20 protein-coding genes, 1 tRNA gene and 2 pseudogenes are annotated in these 25481 nt (G+C 35.2%); 8 read left to right on the forward strand and 15 right to left on the reverse strand.

Going from position 1 to position 25481, the window contains the following annotated elements; translation table 11 throughout:
- Positions 1 to 169 precede the first annotated feature (169 nt).
- From ACXAGJ_RS17325 to ACXAGJ_RS17355, 7 genes are all read right to left on the reverse strand, one after another.
- Entirely contained in the window at positions 170 to 358 is a 189-nt protein-coding gene (locus ACXAGJ_RS17325) for a hypothetical protein (RefSeq protein ID WP_474841419.1), read from the reverse strand.
- Between the two features lie 240 nt (positions 359 to 598).
- Positions 599 to 1495 carry a carboxypeptidase-like regulatory domain-containing protein gene (locus ACXAGJ_RS17330; RefSeq protein ID WP_474841421.1) on the reverse strand — a complete coding sequence of 299 codons (897 nt, stop codon included), beginning with the start codon at positions 1493 to 1495 and terminating at the stop codon, positions 599 to 601.
- Positions 1496 to 1674: 179 nt separating this feature from the next.
- A tRNA-Pro gene (locus ACXAGJ_RS17335) sits at positions 1675 to 1749 on the reverse strand.
- Positions 1750 to 1803: 54 nt separating this feature from the next.
- Positions 1804 to 2823 (reverse strand): cytochrome d ubiquinol oxidase subunit II, encoded by a 1020-nt coding sequence (locus ACXAGJ_RS17340; RefSeq protein ID WP_474841423.1) that lies wholly within the window; start codon positions 2821 to 2823, stop codon positions 1804 to 1806.
- A gap of 5 nt (positions 2824 to 2828) precedes the next feature.
- Positions 2829 to 4127, reverse strand: coding sequence for a cytochrome ubiquinol oxidase subunit I (locus ACXAGJ_RS17345; RefSeq protein WP_474841425.1), 1299 nt, complete (start codon positions 4125 to 4127; stop codon positions 2829 to 2831).
- Positions 4128 to 4334: 207 nt separating this feature from the next.
- Positions 4335 to 7457: a starch-binding protein gene (locus ACXAGJ_RS17350; RefSeq protein ID WP_474841427.1), complete on the reverse strand. Its 3123-nt coding sequence runs from the start codon at positions 7455 to 7457 to the stop codon at positions 4335 to 4337.
- Positions 7458 to 7832: 375 nt separating this feature from the next.
- A complete protein-coding gene (locus ACXAGJ_RS17355; RefSeq protein ID WP_474841429.1) occupies positions 7833 to 8774 on the reverse strand; it encodes a tryptophan 2,3-dioxygenase family protein in 942 nt (313 codons plus the stop codon).
- Positions 8775 to 9094: 320 nt separating this feature from the next.
- Between ACXAGJ_RS17355 and ACXAGJ_RS17360 the strand changes: the two genes are divergently transcribed.
- From ACXAGJ_RS17360 to ACXAGJ_RS17370, 3 genes are all read left to right on the forward strand, one after another.
- Entirely contained in the window at positions 9095 to 10228 is a 1134-nt protein-coding gene (locus ACXAGJ_RS17360) for a helix-turn-helix domain-containing protein (protein ID WP_474841431.1), read from the forward strand.
- 154 nt (positions 10229 to 10382) lie between these two features.
- Positions 10383 to 11369 carry a TolB family protein gene (locus tag ACXAGJ_RS17365; protein ID WP_474841432.1) on the forward strand — a complete coding sequence of 329 codons (987 nt, stop codon included), beginning with the start codon at positions 10383 to 10385 and terminating at the stop codon, positions 11367 to 11369.
- Positions 11370 to 11425: 56 nt separating this feature from the next.
- Positions 11426 to 12340, forward strand: coding sequence for a TolB family protein (locus ACXAGJ_RS17370; RefSeq protein WP_474841433.1), 915 nt, complete (start codon positions 11426 to 11428; stop codon positions 12338 to 12340).
- Between the two features lie 236 nt (positions 12341 to 12576).
- Here ACXAGJ_RS17370 and ACXAGJ_RS17375 read toward each other — a convergent pair.
- Positions 12577 to 12670, reverse strand: a pseudogene (locus ACXAGJ_RS17375).
- A gap of 123 nt (positions 12671 to 12793) precedes the next feature.
- Positions 12794 to 13534, reverse strand: a complete 741-nt coding sequence (locus ACXAGJ_RS17380) for a LexA family transcriptional regulator (RefSeq protein WP_474841435.1) — start codon at positions 13532 to 13534, stop codon at positions 12794 to 12796.
- 444 nt (positions 13535 to 13978) lie between these two features.
- Between ACXAGJ_RS17380 and ACXAGJ_RS17385 the strand changes: the two genes are divergently transcribed.
- From ACXAGJ_RS17385 to ACXAGJ_RS17400, 4 genes and pseudogenes are all read left to right on the forward strand, one after another.
- Positions 13979 to 14299, forward strand: a complete 321-nt coding sequence (locus tag ACXAGJ_RS17385; protein WP_474841437.1) for a hypothetical protein — start codon at positions 13979 to 13981, stop codon at positions 14297 to 14299.
- A 255-nt stretch (positions 14300 to 14554) separates the two neighbouring features.
- Positions 14555 to 14818 (forward strand): hypothetical protein, encoded by a 264-nt coding sequence (locus ACXAGJ_RS17390; RefSeq protein ID WP_474841439.1) that lies wholly within the window; start codon positions 14555 to 14557, stop codon positions 14816 to 14818.
- A 297-nt stretch (positions 14819 to 15115) separates the two neighbouring features.
- Positions 15116 to 16174 carry an IS701 family transposase gene (locus ACXAGJ_RS17395; RefSeq protein ID WP_474841441.1) on the forward strand — a complete coding sequence of 353 codons (1059 nt, stop codon included), beginning with the start codon at positions 15116 to 15118 and terminating at the stop codon, positions 16172 to 16174.
- 61 nt (positions 16175 to 16235) lie between these two features.
- Positions 16236 to 17475 (forward strand): annotated as a pseudogene (locus ACXAGJ_RS17400) (IS256 family transposase).
- Positions 17476 to 17644: 169 nt separating this feature from the next.
- On the opposite strand, the gene ACXAGJ_RS17405 reads toward ACXAGJ_RS17400, so the two are convergent.
- From ACXAGJ_RS17405 to ACXAGJ_RS17425, 5 genes are all read right to left on the reverse strand, one after another.
- Positions 17645 to 18691: an alkane 1-monooxygenase gene (locus tag ACXAGJ_RS17405; RefSeq protein WP_474841443.1), complete on the reverse strand. Its 1047-nt coding sequence runs from the start codon at positions 18689 to 18691 to the stop codon at positions 17645 to 17647.
- A 45-nt stretch (positions 18692 to 18736) separates the two neighbouring features.
- Entirely contained in the window at positions 18737 to 19450 is a 714-nt protein-coding gene (locus ACXAGJ_RS17410) for an OmpW/AlkL family protein (protein WP_474841445.1), read from the reverse strand.
- A gap of 980 nt (positions 19451 to 20430) precedes the next feature.
- A complete protein-coding gene (locus ACXAGJ_RS17415; protein ID WP_474841447.1) occupies positions 20431 to 21246 on the reverse strand; it encodes a hypothetical protein in 816 nt (271 codons plus the stop codon).
- 473 nt (positions 21247 to 21719) lie between these two features.
- Positions 21720 to 21893: a hypothetical protein gene (locus ACXAGJ_RS17420; RefSeq protein WP_474841449.1), complete on the reverse strand. Its 174-nt coding sequence runs from the start codon at positions 21891 to 21893 to the stop codon at positions 21720 to 21722.
- 152 nt (positions 21894 to 22045) lie between these two features.
- Entirely contained in the window at positions 22046 to 23089 is a 1044-nt protein-coding gene (locus ACXAGJ_RS17425; RefSeq protein ID WP_474841451.1) for an AraC family transcriptional regulator, read from the reverse strand.
- Positions 23090 to 23143: 54 nt separating this feature from the next.
- Between ACXAGJ_RS17425 and ACXAGJ_RS17430 the strand changes: the two genes are divergently transcribed.
- Complete coding sequence (locus tag ACXAGJ_RS17430; protein ID WP_474841453.1) at positions 23144 to 24589, forward strand: flavin-containing monooxygenase; 1446 nt, start codon at positions 23144 to 23146, stop codon at positions 24587 to 24589.
- Positions 24590 to 24669: 80 nt separating this feature from the next.
- Here the strand turns inward: ACXAGJ_RS17430 and ACXAGJ_RS17435 are convergent, their stop codons facing one another.
- A complete protein-coding gene (locus tag ACXAGJ_RS17435) occupies positions 24670 to 25227 on the reverse strand; it encodes a LytR/AlgR family response regulator transcription factor (protein WP_474841455.1) in 558 nt (185 codons plus the stop codon).
- Positions 25228 to 25481: the final 254 nt, after the last annotated feature.

A 25481-nucleotide genomic window follows, 5' to 3' on the forward strand; every position in this document is an offset into this window, starting at 1 on the left:
TAGAAACTACAGTATGACTTTCAGTTACTTTAAATCTCCTAAAGATAAATTTTAATTTGTCTCTTTTGTCTTTGAATTTAGTAGTGAGGAATTCAATTCCATTTGCTCAACTTTTGTAAATTCCATTCACAAAAAATTTGATAATTTCGACTGTGAAATTTTTACGATTTTAATTGCGAACAGTTTTGAAGTTTCCAAATATCAAAGATGTAATTAATAATCCTATTCCGATTCCAACAAATGAGCCTTTTGTTACATCATTAAACTCTACATATTGAGATATTATTTGAGAAGCTACGATGGTGAACAATCCAATTGATAGTAATACTATTGTTTTTCTTTTTGTTGTTTTTTTCATTTTGAGACTATTTTTATAGAATAAGTATTCCCCTTTTCATAAATGTTACACAATTTGGGTCAAATTGTTGTCAACTCATATTTATAGTTACAAAAGGTAACTATATATCCTAAATATAGAAATTATAAGTACTTAGTTTCATTAAAAAAATCTTATCAAATCAAAAAGCCTGGTGATTAACCGGTTTCTTTTGTTACCAGATAATTTCTAAGGCAAGAACGTTTCTTGTATGTTGCATTTTTACTTCCCTCTTTTTCTTAGATAATAAGTGAATTCAAATCCAACACCCAAACTTAACTCATTAAAATCATTTACTTTATAGTATTTAATAAATCCATAAAATCCTCTGTAACCTTTTTTTATTTCAGCGTGATATTCACTCACGTTTTTATAGATCGTTGTTTTTGCCGACATTGACATTAAAAAAGGTTTTCCAACCCAAGTTTTAAGTCCGAGCGTAGGACCAATTGAATTGACAATTTTGTTCTCAGTTGTATTAGTGAAATCAATTTTACTTGCACCTATCATTACACTTATTTTATTGAAATTAAGACTAGTTTCAATGGAGTAGGCTGATAAGTCTATTTTGTTGTCAAAATCTAAACTTCTAAAAGAGGAATTAATGTCTGCATTAAAATCACAGCTTACAAAAAGGTGTTCTAAATTTAAATAAGCATTTGTGAATTTATTTTCCTCAAGATTTGTTTGGTAACTAATTCCAGTTTTAAAAGTAGGTTGTCCAAAAATTACCGGAAACGAGAGGTGAAACTGTCCGCCAATAGGAGTGTTTATTGTTCCACTGTTCATATAAAATCCAATATGTTGCGCATCAAACCAGTCTATATGACAATCTTCTTTTAATACTATTTCAACATTTCGTTCATTTTTTAATTTGAATTCTAGAGTTTGAAACCCTAAGTACGTAAATGACAAAACTTTGAGTGAATCAGGGACAGTAATTTTAAAATTTCCATCAAAGTCGGTTTGAGCACCAATTTGGGTTCCTTTTACAATTATATTTACTCCAGGTAAGGGAACGTTGTCGCTCTTACTTCTAACAATTCCTGCATACTCTGTAGATTGACAGAACAAAATTCCGTTGAAGGATATTAATAATAGTAGCACTATTTTTTTCAAAATCGATGGGTTTAGTTTGAATACTAAATTATTTTCATTTTTGATTCTGAAAAAGTAGTATTGAGCGAAACTATACTTTTAATTAGGGAAATCATTTTAATACATCACAACGAATGTGTGTAGTTACTAGATAATTTTCCAAACAAAAAATCCAACCCTAATGGATTGGATTTTTGTAGTCGGGATGACTGGATTCGAACCAGCGATCTCACGCCCCCCAGACGTGCACTTTAACCGGGCTAAGCTACATCCCGAAATCGGTGAGCAAATATAAAAATATCTTGTACAACAAAAAGAAAATCCTTTGGCTATCTTTCCAAAATCTTAATCATTTTAAAAGATTTTAATAAATGGAATAATCCAGGCAAGATCACCAATCCCCCTATGATCAAGGCTACTCCCAAGGCTTGGATCACACTATCGGGTGCAATATCCTGTAGTAGGCTTACACTGGCATTGGTAGTAATCACCACATTTGGGAAATGAGACACCAGGGCCGCCAACAGAATCAAAAACACCTGTAGCCCTGCATAAAAACGACTCCATACCTTATTTCCTTTTTTGATCGTCATCCACAAAGGATATAACAATACCGCAGACAACATTACCGAGACTACCGCAAATCCGTTTTCTATAAATCCCATTACAAAGGCCTTGCCTGTAATAAATCCATACAGAAAAGTAACCAAGCCAATGATCACTACCACCATAGCAGCTATTCTTGATTTTTTGATATATACCTTTTCGTTACCGGGCTCTGCCTCTCCTATCAACAATACCGAGGATAAAAAGGCACATAAAGCCGCAAAGAACATTCCGATCAACAAACTAAAGATATTAAACCAGGGCTGTAAAAAGGCCTCATAAAAGGATAGGCTCGCTACATCGTCGGTGATCACAATATTTCCACTAATCAATCCCCCAAACACCATCCCCAAAAAGATAGGTGTGATCAAACTGGAGATTTTAAACATGGTATCATATACCTTTTGGGAGTTATCGATCACCGCATCATAATGTCTAAAGACAAAAGCTACTCCGCGTAAGGTCACCCCCAGTAACACAATCGTTAATGGGATATGCAGATGTACCACCATAATGTTATAATACGCAGGAAAAGCAATCCATAAAATCACAATCAAAATAATGATCCAGATATGATTGGCTTCCCAAACGGGACCCATTACCCGATAAATGGTTTTTTTGGTGATTTGTTGGTTCTCTTCAGAAGAAAACAATTCTACGATCCCTGCGCCGTAATCCGCACCCCCCAGCACCGCATACAGATATAAAGAAAAGATGAGAAAAAATAAGACAACGTATAACATAGGCATTAATTTGAATGGTTAAGAACTCGGATCTGTCGTAGCATTAACCAGGTTACCGCAACTGATAAAGTGGCATACACTACAATATAGGTGTAAAAACTTACCACAATCCCTGGCATGGGTGTAACGGCATCCTTGGTTCTCATGACTTTATGAATGATCCAGGGTTGTCGCCCTACTTCGGTTACGATCCAACCTGCTTCCAAGGCAATAAATCCCATAGGAGCCAGTAGTATGAATAAGAGCCAATATTTGTTACTATTCAGCCATTTTCTTTTTTTGAGCGACACAAAATAGAGGATTCCTGCCAACAATAGGATACTCCCTATCCCCACCATAATCTGAAACGCATAATGTACCATAGGCACATTGGGGTGTTCATCCTCGGGGAAATCATTTAGGCCCTTTACCTCGGCATCAAAATCTCCAAAGGCCAAAAAAGATAGCATCCCAGGTAAGGCGATTTTATGACTCACCTCCTGGGTTTCGGCATCTACGATCCCGCCAATGTATAAAGGTGCTCCTTTTTCGGTATTATAATGCGCTTCCATAGCCGCCAATTTTACGGGTTGCCGCTTCGCAATGTCTTTAGCAGAGATATCTCCACTAATGGGTTGCAAGATGGCAGCCACCGCACCAAAGGCTAGGGCTATCTTGAAGGCTTTTTTATGTAGTTCTACTTTTCGTTTCTTATATACCTGATACGCATGGATACCCGCTACGGCAAATCCTGTAGCGGTAAATGCCGCCAGGGTCATATGCAGAGCTTGTGTAAACCATGCAGGATTGAGCATGGCCTGTATGGGGTCTATATTGGTAAACTGTCCATCGATATAATCAAACCCACTTGGGGCATTCATCCAACCGTTTGCGGCGACTACCAATATCCCCGAGGCTACTCCCGATAAGCCAATAATAATCCCGGTAAACCAATGAAAGCGTTCTGGCAATTTCCCCCAACCGTACAGATAAAATCCCAAAGCAATCGCCTCTACAAAAAAGGCGGCACCTTCTAACGAAAATGGCATCCCGATAATAGGACCTGCATGTTTCATAAACTCGGGCCAAAGCAATCCCAACTCAAAGGACAATGCCGTACCCGAAACCGCTCCGGTCACAAAGAAGATGGCGACCCCCTTTTGCCAGGCTTTGGTGAGCGTCAAATACATTTGATCCCGCGTTTTTAACCATTTGTAATGAGATACGACCATAAAAAAAGGCATCACCATACCAATACAGGCAAATACAATGTGAAATATCAGTGTAAATGCCATTTGGAGCCTTGCTGCATCAAGATTTTCCATAAAAAATATTTAGCGAAGAAATTGGTTTCCAATTAGGATATAAAGATACGACACAAAGCTTGTTTAAGGAAGAAAAAGGGAAGGATGTTTTTGATTTGCTATCGTTAAACTTTTGTCAAGAAAAAACAGGAACAACCAACTAGTTGATACCAACAAAAAAAGCTTGCCACCTCGAAGAAGTAGCAAGCCTTTTACAGAACCAAAAATCTATTTTACAACTTTAATTATTTCGGAAGTACTTCCGTAATTAACACGTAATATATACATGCCCTTTGGCAAGGCAGATGTATCAAAAGTTAGGGTGTTTGCTCCTTCTACTGGAGACACCTTCATTTGCTTTCCTTGTAGATCATACACCACAGCTTCTATGGATGACTTATTGAATCCATTCGCCACCGACAAGGTGAGCGTATTGGTAAATGGATTTGGCGAAGCACTGATGGTTCGATTTCCTTTTTTGAAAATCGAATCCCCAGATTGTGCACTAGCTCTGGTGCAATCGCTAGGACAAGAATCGAACCACTGGTTATCGTACCAACCATCTGCCGTTCTAAACACATCTGGGCTTTGCGCTCCCCCATTATCGTTAAATACAATCCCTACCTCTACCGTTTCATCGATCGTAACCGAATACCATGGAGTACCTACCAAGGCTTTCATTGGTACTCCTGGCCATGCCGGTGCTCCTGGGATAGCCGCATTGGCATTTTTGTCATATATGTAGATGTATGCCGTATTCCACGAAGCTGGTTTTTTGAAATATACATCAAAAGCGGTATCGATAATATCTCCAGGACACTCACTTGGACAGGTATCAAACCATTGATTATCATACCAACCTTCGGTAGTTCTAAACAAATCATCGCTTTGGGCACCACCATTATCGTTAAATACAATCCCTACTTCAACCGTTTGATCGATAGTGTATTTGAACCATGGTGTGTCCTTTACGGTAGTCATCGGAATCCCCGGCCATGCTGGGAACCCAGGAATAGCCGCATTGGCATTTCTATCGTACAGATAGATATACGCACTGTTCCACGAAGCTGGCTTTTTGAAATACACATCAAAAGCAGTATCAACAATATCCCCAGGACATTCGCTTGGGCAAGTATCAAACCATTGGTTATCGTACCAACCTTCGCTAATTCTAGTCAAATCGTCTGACTGTGCTCCTCCATTATCATTAAATACAATACCTACTTGTACATCTTGATCGATGGTGTACTTGTACCAGGGAGAATCTCCTTCTTGTGTCATTGCTACTCCCGGCCATGCTGGGAATCCTGGTAATGCTTCTCCTGTGTTTTGATTGAAAATATAGATATAGGCCGAAGACCAATCTGCTGGTTTTTTGAAATGTACATCAAAAGCACTGATATCTCCCACTACATAATCTCTAAGGATGATAGGTGATTCATTACCATCTGAGTCAATAGCTATTGCTCTCACCGTCGTATTATCACCTACTTCAAATGAGGAAGTATAAGGTGTACTTGCCGCTGTAGGCGTTGACCCATCAAGTGTATAGAAAATAGATACACTTGCACCATCAGCAGTAGTTGAAGCCGCCATCTCTACGGTTACCGGGCTGGTATATACTCCAGAAGCAGGATTAACAGTTAAAGACACAGAATCTGATAGGTCTAGTGGCTGTCCTACCAATACCAAACCAAAGGTAGTTCCAAAATTCACGGTACCATTGGTTACTGTAGCGGTAAGATCAGAGAAATAGTCTTTTAACACGGTACCATCAGGCCATAAGCCATATACATTTAATGCGCCTGCAAAATCTCCATCTTGCCCCTGGAACACCAAGGTCTTATCACTTTCTCCATTTCGGTTATACTCTCTTTTGAAGATATACGGAGATTCATTCATACGCTGGTGAGATCCTGCTCCTACAGAGATATGCTGTCTTCTGAAGGTTCCTAGTTTTCTCCAGTGAAATAACATGGCTTCATCGATAGAATCCCAATTCATATCGCCACGATATCCCGCATCCACATAGGTTTGAGATTCAAAAAACTGTCTTCCGGATTCGTCACCGTAATAAATCTGAACTCCACCGGGAGATAGTAACAAGGTAGTTCCCCCATAAAACATGTTTCCGGTGTAGAATTCGCTAAAATCATGAGATCTTAGGTAACTGATCATATTGTATTCTCCAGGAGTATTAAATCCTCCATCGTTATCGTTCAGTTTAGCCGCAAAAGAACTGAAGATCTCTTCTTGTCCTAGATCGGTATAGGCTTCTTTTGGAGATCTGAAGTTGATCATACTGTTAAACTTACCTACGGTAAAATCGTCTGGTAGGTTATCCCCAACATTGCCAATGATATTTACACCAGAGTGCTCCCCGGTCATATAAAAATCAAGGTCATCCAGCTTTTTAGTCGGGTTGTTTTGTTTCCATTCTTGAAGGGCTAACACTGCCTCGTCCTTTAACTCGGCCCAGGCGTCTACTCCAACGTGTCTTTCGGTATCTACTCTAAAGCCGTCGATACCGTATTCTCTTACCCAATCCGTCAACCACTTGATCAGGTAGTAACGAGGTGCTCTTGGTTTACCGGTTCTGGCAAAATAAGCATTCAGCTCATCTACTTCTTGCTGTCTTCTTCCTTCCGCATCCCACTTGTTTAATAACCACTGTGGTAATGCTACTTCGCTAAACGACTCTGTTCTGATATCCGGTAATCCAAATAAAGGTGTGGTTAGATCGTCACATGGTAGCTCTCCGTTCTCTACCCCACATGTTAATCGTACCCAATCGCTTGGGTAATCTTCGTCTACAAATTGGAGTTGCCCATTTACTTCTTTATAAGTACGATATCCGGAGTGATTCATCACGATATCCAGCAATACACGAATCCCGTGATCGTGCGCCTCGTCGATAAACTCCTGAAACTGCTCTGCAGTAGTAAAGTTAGGATCAAAAGCCGTCCAATCGTTGGTATGATATCCGTGATACGGATAATCTCTAAAGGTTGGATCGTTGGCTGGTGGGTTATTAAAACCGTGTCTGTTTTCTACTACCGGAGTCACCCAAATGGCACTTACGCCCAGTGCATCAAAATAGCCTTCACGCAATTTTTGCGTTACCCCGGGGATGTCTCCCCCATGAAAGTCAATCTCGTTGTTTCTACTATCCTGCTTCCTATCGAAGTTAATATCATTTGTGGTATCTCCATTATTAAATCGATCGGTGATCAGGAAATAGACTGTTACATTATCCCAGGAGAATGGTAAATTCCGAAGGGATTGCGAAGTTCCTACTTTTGGGAGCAATAGACTTAAAAGCAGCCCAAAATAGAGTAAGCGTTTTTTCATAATTAGTTCTTAGTTTGTGTGATTGTTAATAAAACCATCTGAAAATCAATTATTAGTAAATATTTCAAACGTTGTAATAAATATTTCTAAAAAAAATCCGCTTTTGGTAACATTGGAAGTCCCTATTTTTCTCGCAAACGATTGAGTGTTAATATTTTATTTTCACTTATGTTAAAACCTTATTTTTTGTACAAAAAAAGCACAGCTATTTTGTCAAATTTTTAGGCATAGGATTCCCTGTTATTCAGGAATCGAAAACGTAACAACTCCAAAATTTCGGATTTGCAGTTATTTCTATCTGAATATTAGGAACTACATATTAGCAAACACCAATATGGTTTTGTAGAACAGGTACTTAGAAAAAAATAAGCTTTACTAGATGGTAGCGTATTCCTCCAGATTGGTCACTCCCCAGTTCTCTAGCTCGTCTTCTGACCACAAATCTGGGAAGAATACTCTTCGTTGGTATCTGGGATGCATGTATTTGTGCCAATCGCTCCCTCCGGTTGCTTTTTTATTGGTTTTTCCAGAATCCAAATACTTACCTGCTGTTTGGTAGTGATGCATCACCCATTTGATATTCACCGTATGATCGTAGTGACGCATGGCATTGATCAATTTCTTTTCTTGTTGCTCTGCTGCTGGCAATTGAATATACTTGTCCCAAAGGTTCACGGTATTGTACTCCTTCATCCATTCGATCAATTCTTTTTTGTATTGATCTTCAAAATTGAGTAGCAACTTGGTTTTTTTACCAGTTTGGTAGTCTTTGCCCGCTGCCTGCCAATACATATGATCAAAGGCATGCTCAAAAGGAGTATCTCTATCGATAGTTTTTCTGAAACGATAATCGATCAAATTGATCAATTGTGTAGAGGCAATCTCTATTTTTCGGTATTGCACCGATTGGAAACCACTGGCTGGAGTGAGCGTATCTCTAAATTTTAGGTATTGCTCCACTTCCATCCCTGCGGTCATGATATCAAATGAATTTGATAACATATCAAAGTAGCGGCTGATGCGCATGAGATGCATTTCAAATTGTGTGGTGGTGATATCCTCTGCATAAGAAATTTGTCCCATCTCCCAAAGGATCATCTTAAATAACAATTCATTGATTTGATGGTACATGATAAATACCATCTCGTCGGGTAATTCGGTTCGTTTGATTTGTAACCCTAAAAGGGCATCTAGTTGGATGTAATCCCAGTATTTTATGGGCTCTGCATGTAATAAGCCAGATAAGTATACATCTGGATTTTGCCCCATGGCAGTATATTTTTTATCTATTGCTGCTAGCAACTCTTCTCTATTCATGATTGAAAAAATTAAAATAAATGGAAATCCCTGATGATGATTTTATACAAATTCGCGCACAAAATCATTCGGGTGAAAAAATCTAAAAAAGAAAAGAGAAGCTTATGAAAAAGGAGATTTTATATTTATATAACCAGCCACACTATACAAAGTATAGGCTGTCCAATTGATATGACAATGGTGGTTATTCATTTTTGTGCTTTAAACATTTCTTATACAAAAATATTAAATTTATTTTCTTCAGATACTATGATTCTTCATTCAATTCCAACGCTTCATAATAATTTAAAATCCTATATTCATATCTTCAATACAAAGCTATGGAGTATCGGTTTGATTTTTATAGTATTCTGGCTTTTGTAGCATTGGTACAGCTTTTTATTTTAATCGTATATCTATGCTTTAAAAGAAAAATGAATCGGATCAATGGTTTATTGATTCTATTCTTTGCTGCATTGTCGTTTGATTTATTTCATTACATAATCATTTCAACCGAGGCGATCTTAAGTATTCCTTTCTTTATCGGTGCGGGTTCTATCGCCCAGTACCTTTATGGCCCCACCATCTATTTCATTGTACTTTCGGTACTACATCCTAATAAAAAATTCAACCCATACCAATATCTGCACTACCTCCCTTTTCTGATCAATTTGATATGGTTTTTAAGCTATAAATCTCCCGAGCATATTGACCAGCATTTAGATATGGCCACTCAATTTGTTACTGATATGGATAGTGATCCGAAACTTAGATTTGGATATCCCATTAGTCTATCCTCTTATATAAAGTTGTTAGTACTGTTTGGCATCCATCCTATTATCTATCTCGTTGTATCCATACGAAAATTGGATGTCGTAAAAACTGACAAGCGATTAAAAAAATCTGCATACTACAAATGGTTGCGGACTATCATTTTTGGGTTTTTAACGGTTGTATTATTGAGCGAGTTGGCGTATGCACTTGTTCATTTTTTTGAAGTGTATTACTGGTTTTTGAACAGTTTTGTGATCTGGCGTCCTCTTTATGTTTCTATTTTGCTCTTTGCAGCTCTGCTCTGGCCTTTATCTCAAAAAAGTTTAAAACATTTTGGAAGTTCCCAGACCAGTTCCGATTTCATCATCGTATTACAAAACCACATGAAGGCATCCAAACCCTATAAAAACCAACAGTTATCCCGATATCAACTCGCAGATGCCCTGGAAGTATCTCCAGATTATCTCACCAATATGATCAACAGCGAACTTGGGGTGAATTTTAGAGAATTCATCAATACCTACAGGATACAAGAAGTGAAGACCCGTATTGAACATGGAATCTTGAAGGATCTAACCATCGAAGCGGTTGGTAATGAGGCAGGGTTTTCGTCTAAATCTACATTTTTCAGAGTGTTTAAAGATCAGGAAGGGGTAACTCCTTTGTCCTATGCAAAACAGCATGATCAATCTGTAAACTAGTCTTAAAACTAAGTTTTGACACTACATTATTCCTGGTATTTACTACGATCTGGTATTGTTTTATAAGCTTTGTATCCAAGTCCATTTGAAACATCACCTATTGATTTTCAAAGCGTACTGATATCATCAATCAATCTTTCAAATTCAAAATGCTATGAAAATACATGTAGTAGGTATCGCAATACTAATTTTTGCTTGTACTGGTAAAAGTCAAACGAATACAATAGAAAACAAGGCTGTCCAAGGAATCACAAAAGTCAAAAAAGCACTATCCTCTAAAATTCTGTTTGCACGAAAACATAACACCGAAAATGGGTGGTCCATATTTGCTATCGACCCAGATGGAACTGAAGAAAAAATCGTCATCCCTTACGCATCCGGACAAGGCGAATACAATCCAGACATCTCTCCTGATGGGACTACGGTTTTATTTAACTCCTATCGATTTGGTGGATGGAAACTATTAACTACTAATCTGCTCACCAAAGAATTTAAGAGGATTTCATCTTCTACTGATTATTATTTTAATGGTCACTATTCGCCTGATGGAAATCAAATCGTATATGAAAAAGTAGGACGCGGAGAAAAAACGCAGATATACATTTCGGATAAAAATGGAGGCAAGGAAACTTTGGTTTCTGTAGGGATGAAAGATGTTGAAAACCGGATGCCGGTATGGAGTCCCGATGGTACATCCATCATTTTCTATAGTGATAAAAATGGAGGAACTGATATTTATCGCTATGATATAACGAAAAAAGATATCACCAATCTCACCAAAACCGAAAAGGGGAATAATTTTAACCCGAGTATATCTCCTGATGGAAAGAAAATTGCCTTTTTCTCGGATAGAAACGGGTATCTGGATCTATATATTATGGATAGTAATGGAACTAACTCCAAGAACCTTACGGCTAGCCTTCACAATAAAAACAACGAATACAATTATTACAAAAACAGCAATCTATTTTGGCTTTTTAAATGCTCCTGGTCTCCTGATGGGTCATCTCTGGTATTCTCGAATGCCAATACCGCCAATATCGATCTATTTACCATCAAAAAAGATGGTACTGAATTACAGCAAATCACCAAAACTGAGGGATCAGAATTAACTCCCGTTTGGGGAATGATTCATCCGTAACACATCAAAATGCCTTAACTACCCATTAAAATTAGTACTACATAAATCCCAATTCAATGAAACGAAATATCATCACCATATTCTTGATAATCCATTGCTTATTTTCTTATGCGCAGTCCAAAATTATATTTTCTAAGAGTGCTGGAGGCTTAAATACTGGAGGGACTTTGGATCTCATGCTATATAATCCTGTAGATAACACCACAAAACTGTTGTTGAAAGGTACAGTAAACCGAAGAGGAGAATACAATGCAGTTACCTCTCCAGACTCTAAAAACATCATTTTTAATACCTACATGTTTAGTGGTTGGAAACTAGGTATTGGTGATTTTGATGGGAAGAGCATCACTAATATTTCTAAACTAACCTCTCGATCTAACTATGAGTATAATGCAAAATATGCTCCAGATGGCTCTAAAATTGTGTATCAAGAGTACAACTGGGCAAGAGGAACTGCTGATATCTATATAGCCGACAAAACAGGAAAAAATGCCAAGCACTTCTTCACCAACACTATCAGTGATCAGAATTTAGCCTGGAACAAAGACGGGAAATCGATCATCCTTACTTATATCGAAAATGAAAAATTAAGGGTTTACTTAAAATCGTTAGACCAAAAAACATTCAAAAAACTATCACAGCATAATGCTAATGATTTTGCCGTATCTTCATCTAAGGTTGAAAACAAAATTGCTTTCTTATCTGATAAAACTGGTAAAATTGATCTGTTTGTTATGGATCTAGACACAGGCTCCTTAAAAAACCTTACTCCCAATCTAAAATCAGCAGATGCTGATGTGAATAGTATCTGGGCCTATAAAACAAGTTGGTCCCCCGACGGGAAACAAATCGTTTTTAATGCCATGGTGGGTGGAGATTTAGAACTTTTTATTGTCAACAAAGATGGATCAAATTTATCTCAAATAACAAATAACAACGACACAGAAATTACTCCTTTTTGGACGAATTAATCTTACACAATAAAAAACACTGAAATTCAAATAATTAACAGTATTTTTTTATACTCATTTCTAGGAGTCAGGGTGGCAGGATTAACTTTATTGATCCTGGTTTTGGAGTTGTTGCTCAACAAAACCCAATCCCTGCTATCGCCAGATTGTCTTTTTTATTTGATTTCACTTTCTAAAACTACGTTTTGAAGTTTCATCAAATAAAAAATCCAACCACTTTCGTGATTGGATTTTGTTGGTCGGGGTGGCAGGATTCGAACCTGCTACTTTACCCATATATTTATACTATTATTTGACGTTTTCAGCGCCGCAAATATAAAACACATCCTGATTTCTGCAAGTATATCAAGGATTTTTTTTGATTAATTCTTATAGCTGATTTTCTAGTTTTTACTGACTACTACTGACTACCCTTTAATTTTCTGGAAACAAGCACTTTATATTAAAACATGACTACTTTGGCATTGGGAATCGGGTTTTCAAAGCATTTTCAAATTCCCAAATCTCAAATACGCTCTCTAACGAGATATCATAATCTGGATATGCATAATTATCCATAGAAACTGTTATCAGTTTATTCTCTTTATCATGTGCTCTTATTCTTCTAACAATAATCTCATGCATAAGGACTATAATGTATATCCTATTTATATTAAAGTTATTTAGTTTTCTTTTTTTTATGCCAAACACCCAATCTCCATGAAAAAAATTAGGTTCCATATCATCTCCGTTAACTTGAAAACCTCTGATACTTCTAAAATCATTATCCCTATTTGAAAAGGTCATAAAAGTTAATTTTTCTATATACTCCTCTTTTTCGTGATTATATGTGTAGTCTTTGGCATTCTCATTACTCACCATTGCTACTTGCCGTGTATATTCTATGTCAACATACACTGCTAATTCGGCAACACCAAAAGTTTTTGGGTCGTAATATCGATGCTTTTCACTTGCTTCATTATGTCTTTTCCATAAATCATCAATAAATACCAGACTAGGGTTGATTCCGTACTTATCAAAGAATTTATAGATAACCTCTAAAGGAAAGTTCCTTTCATCGTTCTTTATCTTGTCTAATGATTGTGGAGAATAATCCAAGCTACGCGCTAAGGCACTCATGGATTTTACTTTTTTTTCTCTGACAATTAATTCCATGATATCTAATATTCGTTTGGTCACTATATGTTGTCCCATATCTAAAAAAAATAAAAATTCGTAAAAAAAATGCCAATCAAAACATACATTAAGTACATATTATTATCTTTACATTTAAAATTATGTCGTTAATTAACGTCTAAAACAGTGATAATATGTGTAAAATGTCGTTAAATTGATTTTAGTAAGTAATAGTAAAAATCTCCGGAGCAAGCTCGCGGAGCATTCAAAGGAATTCTCGTTTTCAAACTGTTTAAGTTTTACTGACGAGGCAAGCCTCGGGGTATTAAACCCTCCTAGAATAAAAATTTAAAACACAAAATAAATGAAAATTTCAAAAAATATCAACAAAAAGTTGATAAAACAATATAAACTCAATGTAAAATAACTAATAATCAGATGTAATATCACAAAAAGAAACAAGGAAAGATTAAAAAAGTAAAAATCTGAAAAACAGTGTTTATTAATTAAAAACAAAGAAGAATGAAAGTAGAGATGAATTTTAATAAACGTAAATATAATATCTTAAAACACCTTAAGAAATTACCGTATCAGGAATACATAATAGCTAAACGTAAACTACCAGTCGCCTGTAAAGTAAGCAAACGAACATTTGAGAGGTGGTTATATGTCACCAAAGAAGAACGATTGGAGATATCAGCCGATAAATTGGCGATCGTTGCCAATTTTTTTGATTGTACTATTGAGGAATTATTGAATAATAGAATTCCTAAACACAATACACAAACATTAAAAAGACTACACGATCAGAAGCTTATAAAACAATTAAATCTTACCAAATGAAAAAGTATTCATTCATTAAAAATGCTAATCAATGATATAAGGCTGTATCTAAATCTGATTTTCATAATGCTTATGGATGTTCTCCATATACATTTCGTCAATGGATAAGAAAAATCAATAAAGACCTTGGAGCATATAAGGGTGGCTTATATACACCTAAACAAGTACGGATGATTGTAGAGCATTTAGGGGAGCCTCTTTTGGTGGAGCATATCATACATCAATCAAAATATTGAATACTAATAAAACGATCTTATGGGGCAAAATAAATCAACAATTGGAATCGATGAATTTTTGGAAGAAACAGACAAATTATTAACAGTCGCTCATAACCAAAAAGAAAACCGAGAACTAGATCAACTTTACAATAATTTTTCTAATGTATTAAAACATATTGAAGAAGTCGATTTTAGGAAATACGCTGAATTATCTACAAATGAAAAACCTAGGAAAGTACACTTTTTAGTAAACCAATTTTTGGGGTATTTGTTGCTTCTTACTTATTCAAGCCGAGAATGAAGAGGTTTGTTAAAACATCCCCCATCTTAGTCTTCCCTTGAGAGAGGGTTTATAAAGCAGGAAGCATAATTATTTGTAAGAAATACATACTAATTGATCCCGGTTTTCAATAGAAAATTATCTTGTCTGAGTAATTCAGTAGTGTACCTAGACAACAATCACACGGATAAAACTATTGGAGACTGTAAATTAAACCTTGTCTGAAGATTAGAATTATTAACTCACCTTACGCAAAAAAGGAGTTGTAATTTTTGATTTTAACATTTAGATTGTTAATATCTTTGATTTGATATTGCTATGGAAAACTTTGAAGATTTATATACGGATTATTTGATTAGTTCAACTTCCTATACCACAGCTACAGGTATGGCTTCTCTGTTATCTATAAAGCATGACAAAATCACCCAAGAATTATCCAAAGGGATTTACGACAGCAAATTTTTATGGAAAAAAGTCAAGCCTTACATTCAGGAGTTGTCCCAATCATCGGATACAGTTGTTTTAAGTTTTGATGATTATATACAGGAAAAGCAATATACTGATGAGAGTACACTTAATTCTTGGCATTATGACCATGTATTTGGTAGATCAGTGAAAGGAGTTAATTTTTTGACTGCTTTAGTTGAAGTTGGTGGTATGCGTCTACCTTGTTGCGTTGAATTTATCAAGAAAGATCGTTGGGTAACAGATGCTAAAACAGGGAAGAAAAAACGAAAGAGTAGTGTTACTAAAAATGAGTTGTTTCGACAAATGCTTCGTGAATGTTACGGGAAGTTTCTGTTTGATTATGTTTTAGCTGATAGTTGGTTCAGTTCTATAGAAAATATGGTTTGTTGCAAAGAGGAATTAAACACAGATTTTATTATAGCATTAAAGAGCAATCGTAAGGTTGCTTTATCATTAGATGATAAGAATACTAACAAATACATAAGTATTGAAACATTACAGCCAGGACAGCAAACCGTGGAGGTTTGGTTCGAAGAATTGGATTTTCCGCTGTTGCTTACCAAGCAAGTTTTCAAAAACGAGAATGATACAGTCGGCGAGTTGTACTTGGCTTGTAGTGATTTAAACCTATCGTATGACCAGATCACTACTACCTACAAAAAACGGTGGGGCGTAGAGGAATTTCATAAATCCATAAAAAGCAATACGGGTTTTGCTAAATCCCCAACAAAAACAGTAAAAACTCAAATGAACCATTATATGCTATCTATTGTCGCATACACAAAATTAGAGTGGCTAAAGCAAAGAACTCATAAAAATCATTTTGCCATGAAAGCTCAAATATATTTAGCCGCACAGCAAGCGGCTTATAGTGAATTACAAAAGTTATCAACACCTAGAGCTGCATAATCCGCGTTTTAACATATCATTATGCGTAAGGTGAGTTATTAATTTTAAGATTTATTCAGACATGACACAAGAAGAACAAGAATCATTAGAGAAAAAAGCTCTTGAGCAATTTATGACAGGCAAGAGTTTATTTGGTAAAGACGGGGCTTTTGCACCGCTTTTAAAGAGTTTTTTAGAGAAGGCTTTGGAAGCCGAGATGGAAGGTCATTTAAGTGATCAAGAGCGTTCAAAAGACAACAAACGTAATGGCAAGTCCAAAAAGAGAGTAAAAGAGTAGTGAAGGTACTTTTGAATTAGAGGTTCCTACTGATCGTCAAAGTAGTGTTGAACCAGAACTAGTTAAAAAACGTCAAGTAATATTAGCAGGGAATTTATCGGATAAAATCATTGGTTTGTATGGTTTGGGGATGGGGTTGCGTGATATTTCTTCTCACATCAAAGAGATGTACGATACTGATATTTCCCATACGGTTTTAAGTCAGATTACAGATAAGGTTATCCCAGATGTGAAAGCCAGGCAACGTCGTCCCTTAGAATCGATGTATTGTATTGTTTGGCTGGATGCGATGCATTATAAAGTTCGTGAAGATGGTAAGGTTGTGCATAAAGCTCTTTACAACATTCTTGGTATCAATAAAGAAGGTTATAAGGAAGTTTTAGGGATGTATGTTTCAGAAAGCGAAGGTGCCAATTTCTGGTTGCAGGTTTTAATAGATCTTCAGCATCGCGGACTAGAAGATATTTTGATTGCTTGCACAGATAACCTCAAGGGATTTACTAATGCTATTTTAAGTGTCTTTCCAAAAACTACTACCCAGCTTTGCATTGTCCATCAAATCCGTAATTCTCTTAAGTATATAGCCAGTAAGGATCAAAAAGAGTTTTTAAAGGATTTAAAGAAGGTATACCGAGCTGTAAGCAAAGAAGTAGCAGAGGAAGAACTTTTGCTTTTAGAGGAAAAATGGGGGGCTAAATATCCAGTGGTCATTGATAGTTGGCAAAATAACTGGGAGGAACTCTCACAATATTTTGGTTTTAGCGCTGCCGTGCGTAAAATGATCTATACGACCAATGCCGTGGAAGGCTTCCATCGACAGATCAGGAAAGTGACTAAAACTAAAGGCACTTTCCCCAATGATATGGCCTTACTAAAGCTAGTTTATCTAGCTACTAAGAATATTGAAAAGAAATGGACAAGCCCATTGCATAATTGGAGTTTGATCATCCAACAATTATACATTAAATTTGGGGATCGGGTAGCACTCGATTTAGCGACCAAGCCAAAGGCTTCTGGGAGCTAGCTCCCAGAAGCCTTTGGCTTGAACCCTAGACAGGGTTTACTTTACATATCCAACTATTGTATTCCTTCCGAAAACAATTGGTAGTTTGGTGTCTTAAAAACTTTTCCTTTACGTCAAACGATAATTCGAGTATGTATATCCTCTCTCTATTAGTTTTGAATTACATTGTTTATTCATTTTTTTTCTGAAGTTTTCTTAGCCTTTTGTTCATAAGTAAAAACCATAATGGTTGGAGAATTGCCAAAACCATCATTCCAGGATAACCAGTGGGCATTTGTGGGCTTTCCGGGAAGGATTTTAAAACCGCATATTTTTTACTACCATTATAATGATGATCAGAATGTCTGGAAAGATTGAATAATATAAGCCTTCCTATTGGGTGATCCGAATTCCAGGAATGATGATGTCGAACTCTTTCATAAGTACCTGTATGAGTTTTTTTTCTCAATAATCCATAATGTTCTATGTAATTTACAGTTTCTAATAACATTATTCCTAATGTTGCAGCCAAAAGAAAGGATAAAAATACATAAATATTGAAATACAGATAAATAGTACTAAGAAGAGCTATGTTAGCTATAGAATATGAAATCATCCTGTTTCGTAAAGAAAATGAAGATTTGTTTTGGTTTAGAAGTCTTTGATGTTCCAATTTCCAGGCTTTAAAATAGCTTTTGAAATGAGAAGCAAACCAAAAAACAAATAAAATTTGATTTTTCTTTGCAGTTGCAGCATCATGAGGAGTAGCCACATCTTTATGATGTCCCCCATTATGATATGGCAAAAAATGAGTGTCTAACGAGGTTAAAAGTAAAATTTCTCCTAAAAGTTGTTCTTTTCTATTTAGTCGATGTCCTAGTTCATGACCCACATTAATACCTAATACACCGCACATTAAGCCCATAGCAGATACCATACCATAAAACTCAACTGTATTAAAAGTAGTCTCTTGAATAATAAATAGAAAGTATATCAACATTCCTACTTGAACGGGCAGTGCCAGATACATCACCCAATCGTAGATTGGATTATTTTTTTCTTTGTTTGCAGTTTCTTTATCAAAATTTGTCGGGTCTGGTTTGATTATTAATTCTATAAGAGGAACGAAACCAAAAAAAATGATGATAGGCAAAAATGTCATAATTCCCTTACTATTGAAGGAAATGTATACTGTTATTGGTAAAATATATACCAAAAGGTACTTCAGTCTTTTCATAATTATTAATATTTAAAATGGGTTACAGGTTAAGCTTTTGTAACTTCAGAATCCGACTCCCAAAGTAAGTAGAAAAACAAAGGGGTTGAGATCCACATTTATTTCTCGCTCTATGGTAGCTATAGGTATTCCGATAAATCTAGTATCTGTAATTGTCGTAGCGGTTGTACTCACTTGTACATATCCTGCCATGAATGATGCAAAATATCGATCATGCATTTGATAATTTATTCCTAAAAACCCTCCAATATTTGTAGAAGGAGTGAGTTCAATTTCGGTTTGACCAAAAAGCGTATTTTCTAATTGTACACTGGGCTGTGCATCATAGAAAATAGTATGATTTATGGCTAGTCCCGCATATGGCCTGAATCTGTTTTGTTGGTTTAGGAAATAGTAATTTAATAATAAAGTAGGAGGTAATACTTTTACGCTGCCAACAGACGAAATAAATGAGGCCGCTGCGGAGCCTTCGATCTCAAGGGTAAGGGGGAGACCAAAAAGAATTTCTATACCTAAGTTGGTTCCAATAAATCGAGTATAGGAACCGGCAATTCCATTGGGATTGTTTACATCAACTTGATAATTAGGAGGTGTAAGCGTACCTTCAAGATTGGATGAGGAAGTGTTGTTAATAAGTTTTCCTGCACCTAATTTCACCAAATTTTTGTATGCTTTGACCGTTGCAGGACTTTCTTGACCTATAATGCCAAGAGTATTAAAGTAGCAACAAAATAAGGCAATTTTTAAAAAGTGATTCATTATGTTGAGTTTGTAAATTAAGATGCTGTTTTAGATTGATTAAAACAAAAAAAATCGAACTAAATATATTCATATAGTTCGATTATAGCAACTTTTTTTATCTTAGAGGGTATTATTAGTTTAAAATCAAAGGAGGGAAATGGGGTAAGATTACTAGAAGTTGCACAGGATTAACAAGAGAGTTGTACTTTGAAAATCGATTACCTGTTTTTGAAAGAATAAGGGGTTGATGGACTGGGGTTCTATCTTTTCAACAAATAAGAAGTTATATTATTAAGAGATTGGTAACTCAAAATGAAGCACATATTTTGGGACCCATATCGTGATTCAGATCTTTCGGAGTTAGAACGATTAAGAAATTTAGAAAAGAAGAATTCTTGATAAAAAAGAGAAGTACAATCAACCAATACTAGAGATTCTTCAATCAGAAATTATTGAGAATTAATGTTATTAACGTGAATTCGATGTAAGAATTTGATTCTAAAAAGCCGTCAAATTGAGTAATTTTTCATAGTGAAACGGAGAAAAATTGTATCGAAATTAGGCTTTGGTTTGAAAATTTACTTGTCTTCAATACAATTTTCTATCGAAAATCACTCAGACTGACGTAAATTTTATTGTGCCGAACTCACGTTTATTAGGTTTTATAAATAGTTATTAAAGTACAATTAACTGTAAGGAATATCTATAGAACCATTTATTTTTGCAACAGAACACACATCAAATTCAAAACCTCAATTAAGTGAAAAAGAGTATTAAGTTGTAATGATTTTTTTCAAATATCCGTATTCACTAATAGATGGTATGTAATTCTGAACTTGATGCAGGATATTTGATCCATTTATTGTAGAAGATTGCTCATCAAGTAGAGAGACTAACCAAATTAAATATTAATGAATACGGATATGTATTTACATTATTTAAAATTTCAAGATTGTAAAAAAAGATTCATTTCTTTCTTATTAGAAAAAGTTGCTATCCTATCTTGGGGAGAGGGACAGTAGAACGTCATTGGCAAAAGCATTTGGCCCTCCAAAAAGGTAATTAAGTCTTACACGTGCAGAGCCTATAATGAACTCAAAAACTGCTTCTTGAGAATTAAGAATATCTTCTCTTGATGAAGATCGTGTGCTGCCTCCAAAACCTAAAGCATTGGCTGCTGCACCGGTTTGGGCAGAAAGCCTGGAAACGGTAAAGAATGAATTAAAATTTTGAGACCTGAACAACAAATCGCAATCATCAGAAGTTCCTTTTAGGTTAACTCTTCCGTTAAATGTTATGGAGGCCATAGGCCCTGTTTGATTACTATCCCAGTCTGTAGTTCCTGTCCTGAACCAAATTCCATCTGCACAATTAGCTGCTTTTGAGCTTTTTTCATCATTATCGTTCATTACTAATCCTGAATAAATGTCAGCTACCAAATCCTGATTCGCTGTTGCATAAGACTTACCATTAAATCTGAATACCTGATCATTAATTTGATGCATCAATACTTTAGCTTTTTCGGCCTGCTCAATTGGTAGCCCTTCTTCTATACTGAATTGATACCTTAAATCAATAAATTTTTTCATGGCTTCGTAATCGAAAGAACGATAACTCTTTACTATTCTTTCGATAGTACTTTGATTATTTTTTGTGTAATAATTTTTTGCCACAAATTCGATTTCATTTTCATTCATCGAACGATCTTCAATTAAGGATACATTTTCATCCAGGGATTCACTTTCATCGTTACAAGACGATAAGAAAATAGCAGAGAAAATAAACAGCGATCTAAAAAAATTAATAGTTTTCATAAGTTGGTGAATTAAATGATTAAAGTAAATATTGTAATAGTGTAAATAATGCTTAAAATCCTTGAAATAGTTTTAATTTTTGCAAATCTTTGGTGCATATCTGTTGGTTGCTAAGTAAAAACAGATTTTACCTTCTTACAAACCAATAGTTAGATACCGAATCATGTTTTGGTAATATTTTACGAAGATATTATGATGTAAAAAACAATCTTTGTGTTGATTTGTAGATAGTCGTTTTAACTTTGTGAAATACTTTCTAAATCCTATAATAGTTTGTTTTAGAGATTTTTTTTAGTTGTTAAATACCTATTTTAGAGCCCCAAAAATAGCTAGAGTGTAGTTTACACCAATTGCAGTATTATTTATGTTTTCAAATATGGAAAAGTCAACTTTTTCAATTTAGCTTAGATACAGAGGCCTTTTACAAAGCATTGTTTACAATTTTTGGTAGTTTATTAGGTTTTAGCCCGACGCTATTTTGCTATAGTTTTGAATGTGTTTTTTTGTTTACATTGATAATGATCTTCTTTCATATTGTATTGAAACTCTCCTACATTATTCACTGGATCAGTAGCTTGAGCAGGTACTGTCGGTATCGCTATCATCACTTCTGTAGCCAGATCATGTACTGTTTTAATCACTACCATATGATAGCCTTTGTCATAAAGAAAGGCTGTTACAAAGGTATTAATCCTCAAAAAGTATGTTGCTAAAGGTATTGTAATGGATAAAACAAAGCAAGGGGACTACTATGCTCCAGAGGTAGAAAAGTGTTGTAGCTATTGAATAAGATATTTTTTTAATAATGGTTTTGACTTCTTAGGGTTTTGGGGCTTTTTCCAAACCATCGCTTACAGGCTCTGGTCATTGATGACTGTTCTGAATATCCCAAGATTTCTGCTATATGATCCAGAGGAATGCTGGTGTGCATAAGATATTTATGGATCTCCTTTTTTCTTATATGGTCTTTTAATTCTTCAAAACTTACTCCTTCTTTCCTGAGTTTTCGATGAAGAGTTCTAGGGTGTATTGCTAACAAATGAGATATTTTTTCTTTAGAGGCTTGTCCAGAACTCAATAACATTAATAGTAGTTTACTTACTTTGACTTTGATGCTTTCTTCATTTAATACATAGTGATTTCTGATATATGTTTCCGCAACTTCGAGATAAAACTGATTGGTAGATTTGAGAGGATGTTCAAGTAGTTCTGGATAGATGTAGATTCCACCTTTTGATTGCCCATAAGTCACTTCACAATCAAAAACATCATGATATTTGTTAGATTTTTTCTCATGTGGGAAAGCAACACATACTGGTTGATATGCATATCCAGCGACTACTTTTAAAATCTTATGAAGATCGGCGATACATAATTCCAGACATTGTTCAGTTTTTACAAATCTTTTTAAATTAATTTTAAAGCCTAACTCTATCGTATTTGGGATTAATGAGTTTTTCTTGTTAATTGTTAGAATTAATCCAGGACTTTGAACGAAAAGATATTTTGCTCCCAATTCTATTGCCTTCCCAATAGTACTAGCACTTTGAACTACCAAAGATATAGGTCCTAAGACTTCAATATTTTGATAGTTGGATAGTTCAAGGCCAAAACTATTACAGTTTGTTATAAAAGCACTTTCTTCTAATAATTCAGAAACCGATGAAAGTGATACTAAGGATTCTGGATTGTCTAGCTCTTTTAAACTTATGTCATATTTTTTCAACAATTCTGCTGGATCAGCTTGAAATTGACGCATTAATTCTACATATCCGGTTAAACTGCTTGATCGAACCATTTCTTCCATGTCTCCTAAAGTAAAAAAAAAGTCCTCTATTGTCAATTTTATTTTTTTTGATTATATGATTTTTGTTATATCACTTTAAAGTATAGCTTTATGATTAAAGAATTAGATGTTTTAATAATTGGAGCAGGTGTATCTGGCATAGGAATGGCTTGCTACATGGAAAAGTATATTTCTGATAGTTCTTATGCAATTTTAGAACAAAGAAACGAGATTGGAGGTACCTGGGACTTATTTCGATATCCTGGTGTTAGATCAGACTCTGATATGTTAACTTTTGGTTACAAGTTTAATCCATGGAATGGAACAAGTATCTTGGCAGATGGTACTTCTATTAAAAATTATGTGTCGCAAACGGCAGAAACCTATGGTGTTAATAAAAATATAATTTACCAAACCAAGGCTTTAAGTGCAAATTGGAATAGTAGTGAGAGATATTGGTATATTGATACTATCCATAAGGCAACCGGAATATCAACAACTTACAAATGTAAGTTTTTAATATCCGCTTCGGGGTATTACGATTCTGAAAAGGGATATTTACCAAAGTTTAAAGGATATAATACTTTCAAAGGTGCAATAATACACCCTCAACATTGGCCTGAAGATATAGATTATACAAATAAAAAAGTGATTGTGATTGGTAGTGGTGCCACCGCAATTACCATTGTTCCGGCAATGGCTGATAAAGCTTCACATGTAACTATGTTGCAACGATCGCCTACTTATGTATATTCTATACCGTCACAGGATCATTTGGCCATTAAATTAAGAAAATTATTTTCGGAAGAAACAGTGTACAGGTTTGCTAGATGGCGTAATATTTTTCTTCAACGGTTGGTTTACAGAATGAGTCGTAAATTTCCTAAAACTATGCGTTCTTTCTTTTTGTCAAAAATAAAAAAACAGCTTAATAAGAAAGAAGATATTAAGCACTTTTCGCCAAAGTACAACCCCTGGGATCAACGCGTAGCTGCTATTCCTGACAGCAATCTTTTTAATACTATAAACAAAGGAAAAGCTTCTGTTGTTACCGATCAAATAGAGGCTTTTACCAAACACGGGATTTTATTAAAATCGGGGAAAGAATTAACAGCAGATATTATTGTAACAGCTACCGGTCTTAAACTTCAGGTTCTGGGAGGGATGAAACTTATGATAGATCAACAAGAAAAAATGATACATCAAAAGATGACATATAAAAGTGTATTGGTTCAGGATATTCCTAATTTCGCCTATTTGTTTGGGTATACCAATAGTTCTTGGACGTTAAAAATAGATATTGCCGCAGACTATGTAGTACGATTATTAAAAGAAATCAAAAATCGCAAGGCTACTGTTGTAATTCCTAGAACTACAGATGAAATGCTTTTTGATGAAAACGTTCTGGATTCGCTAAATTCTGGTTATATTCAAAGAGGAGGAAACGTATTACCTAGACAGGGAAAAGGATTGCCCTGGAGAGTATTGCATAACTACAATAAGGATAAAAAAATGCTTAAACTACCAATTACAGATAAAGCTTTGGAATGGGACTAAATACTGGCAAAAACGCTTTTTGAGTATTATTAAAATTCTAAATGGGTAAGTTTATCATTATACGCAATACAAATTGGTTTTTAAAGTAGATTACCATCAAGAATCCAAGATCTAAATTGTGGAGTTCTACCTTGGCTTGTTCTTAGTTGTTTACCATTCGCTAATTTGATGGAAAAAGTATTTTTATCAAAGCGCGAAAAACTGGATATAAATTTACTATGAACCATTAGGTTACGATTAATCCTAAAAAAATGTAACGGATTTAACATCGTTTCTAATTTTTGAAGTGAACGTTCTTTGATCATATACCTTTTAAGATTTGTATGTGCAAAAATCACACCATCTTCAGCTTCAAAATATAGAGTGTCTGAAGTTTCAAGTATAGAATACTTGGTACTATGTTGTACTAATAAACGAGTCTTGTAATTAGCTTTAGACTGTGGAATTTGCTGTAGAATTTTTATCAGCTGACTGTGATTAGTATAGTGTGATTGTTGTGTTACTTTTTCAAATTTTTGAAGAGCCATTTCAAGTTTAGAATATTCCAACGGTTTTGTTAAGTATTGAATACTGTTTACTTGAAAGGCCTCTTGTAAATATGAGTTGTAAGCGGTTATAAAAATAATAGGTATACGCATAGGTAACTGTTGCAACCGTTGCACAAGCCCATAAAACATCAAAAAGCAACCAATAATCTTGAGTATAAGTCCTGATTTTCTGGGAAGACATATTAATATTAGTCAATATTAAACTTACGTTAGACCGCTTATTTCATGCTTAAAAAGGCATTTTGATGGAAAGATATGAGCAATATAGCTTCCTAGCTTACTTATTGGGTTTTTATTGATGAATTTTAGGTATTTCTTCAAGTTATAGGCTATTGCCGCCAAAT

This window comes from Aquimarina sp. AWH4_224, from assembly GCF_056160245.1.

What these genes read in the sequence shown, in the direction of transcription:
- ACXAGJ_RS17390 (WP_474841439.1), top strand. Translation starts at nt 14,555, where the DNA reads ATGGGGCAAAATAAATCAACAATTGGAATCGATGAATTTTTGGAAGAA.
- ACXAGJ_RS17360 (WP_474841431.1), top strand. Translation starts at nt 9,095, where the DNA reads ATGGAGTATCGGTTTGATTTTTATAGTATTCTGGCTTTTGTAGCATTG.
- ACXAGJ_RS17435 (WP_474841455.1), bottom strand. Translation starts at nt 25,227, where the DNA reads ATGCGTATACCTATTATTTTTATAACCGCTTACAACTCATATTTACAA.
- ACXAGJ_RS17325 (WP_474841419.1), bottom strand. Translation starts at nt 358, where the DNA reads ATGAAAAAAACAACAAAAAGAAAAACAATAGTATTACTATCAATTGGA.
- ACXAGJ_RS17350 (WP_474841427.1), bottom strand. Translation starts at nt 7,457, where the DNA reads ATGAAAAAACGCTTACTCTATTTTGGGCTGCTTTTAAGTCTATTGCTC.
- ACXAGJ_RS17430 (WP_474841453.1), top strand. Translation starts at nt 23,144, where the DNA reads ATGATTAAAGAATTAGATGTTTTAATAATTGGAGCAGGTGTATCTGGC.
- ACXAGJ_RS17385 (WP_474841437.1), top strand. Translation starts at nt 13,979, where the DNA reads ATGAAAGTAGAGATGAATTTTAATAAACGTAAATATAATATCTTAAAA.
- ACXAGJ_RS17340 (WP_474841423.1), bottom strand. Translation starts at nt 2,823, where the DNA reads ATGTTATACGTTGTCTTATTTTTTCTCATCTTTTCTTTATATCTGTAT.
- ACXAGJ_RS17395 (WP_474841441.1), top strand. Translation starts at nt 15,116, where the DNA reads ATGGAAAACTTTGAAGATTTATATACGGATTATTTGATTAGTTCAACT.
- ACXAGJ_RS17415 (WP_474841447.1), bottom strand. Translation starts at nt 21,246, where the DNA reads ATGAAAACTATTAATTTTTTTAGATCGCTGTTTATTTTCTCTGCTATT.
- ACXAGJ_RS17380 (WP_474841435.1), bottom strand. Translation starts at nt 13,534, where the DNA reads ATGGGACAACATATAGTGACCAAACGAATATTAGATATCATGGAATTA.
- ACXAGJ_RS17355 (WP_474841429.1), bottom strand. Translation starts at nt 8,774, where the DNA reads ATGAATAGAGAAGAGTTGCTAGCAGCAATAGATAAAAAATATACTGCC.
- ACXAGJ_RS17370 (WP_474841433.1), top strand. Translation starts at nt 11,426, where the DNA reads ATGAAACGAAATATCATCACCATATTCTTGATAATCCATTGCTTATTT.
- ACXAGJ_RS17345 (WP_474841425.1), bottom strand. Translation starts at nt 4,127, where the DNA reads ATGGAAAATCTTGATGCAGCAAGGCTCCAAATGGCATTTACACTGATA.
- ACXAGJ_RS17420 (WP_474841449.1), bottom strand. Translation starts at nt 21,893, where the DNA reads ATGGTAGTGATTAAAACAGTACATGATCTGGCTACAGAAGTGATGATA.
- ACXAGJ_RS17405 (WP_474841443.1), bottom strand. Translation starts at nt 18,691, where the DNA reads ATGAAAAGACTGAAGTACCTTTTGGTATATATTTTACCAATAACAGTA.
- ACXAGJ_RS17410 (WP_474841445.1), bottom strand. Translation starts at nt 19,450, where the DNA reads ATGAATCACTTTTTAAAAATTGCCTTATTTTGTTGCTACTTTAATACT.
- ACXAGJ_RS17365 (WP_474841432.1), top strand. Translation starts at nt 10,383, where the DNA reads ATGAAAATACATGTAGTAGGTATCGCAATACTAATTTTTGCTTGTACT.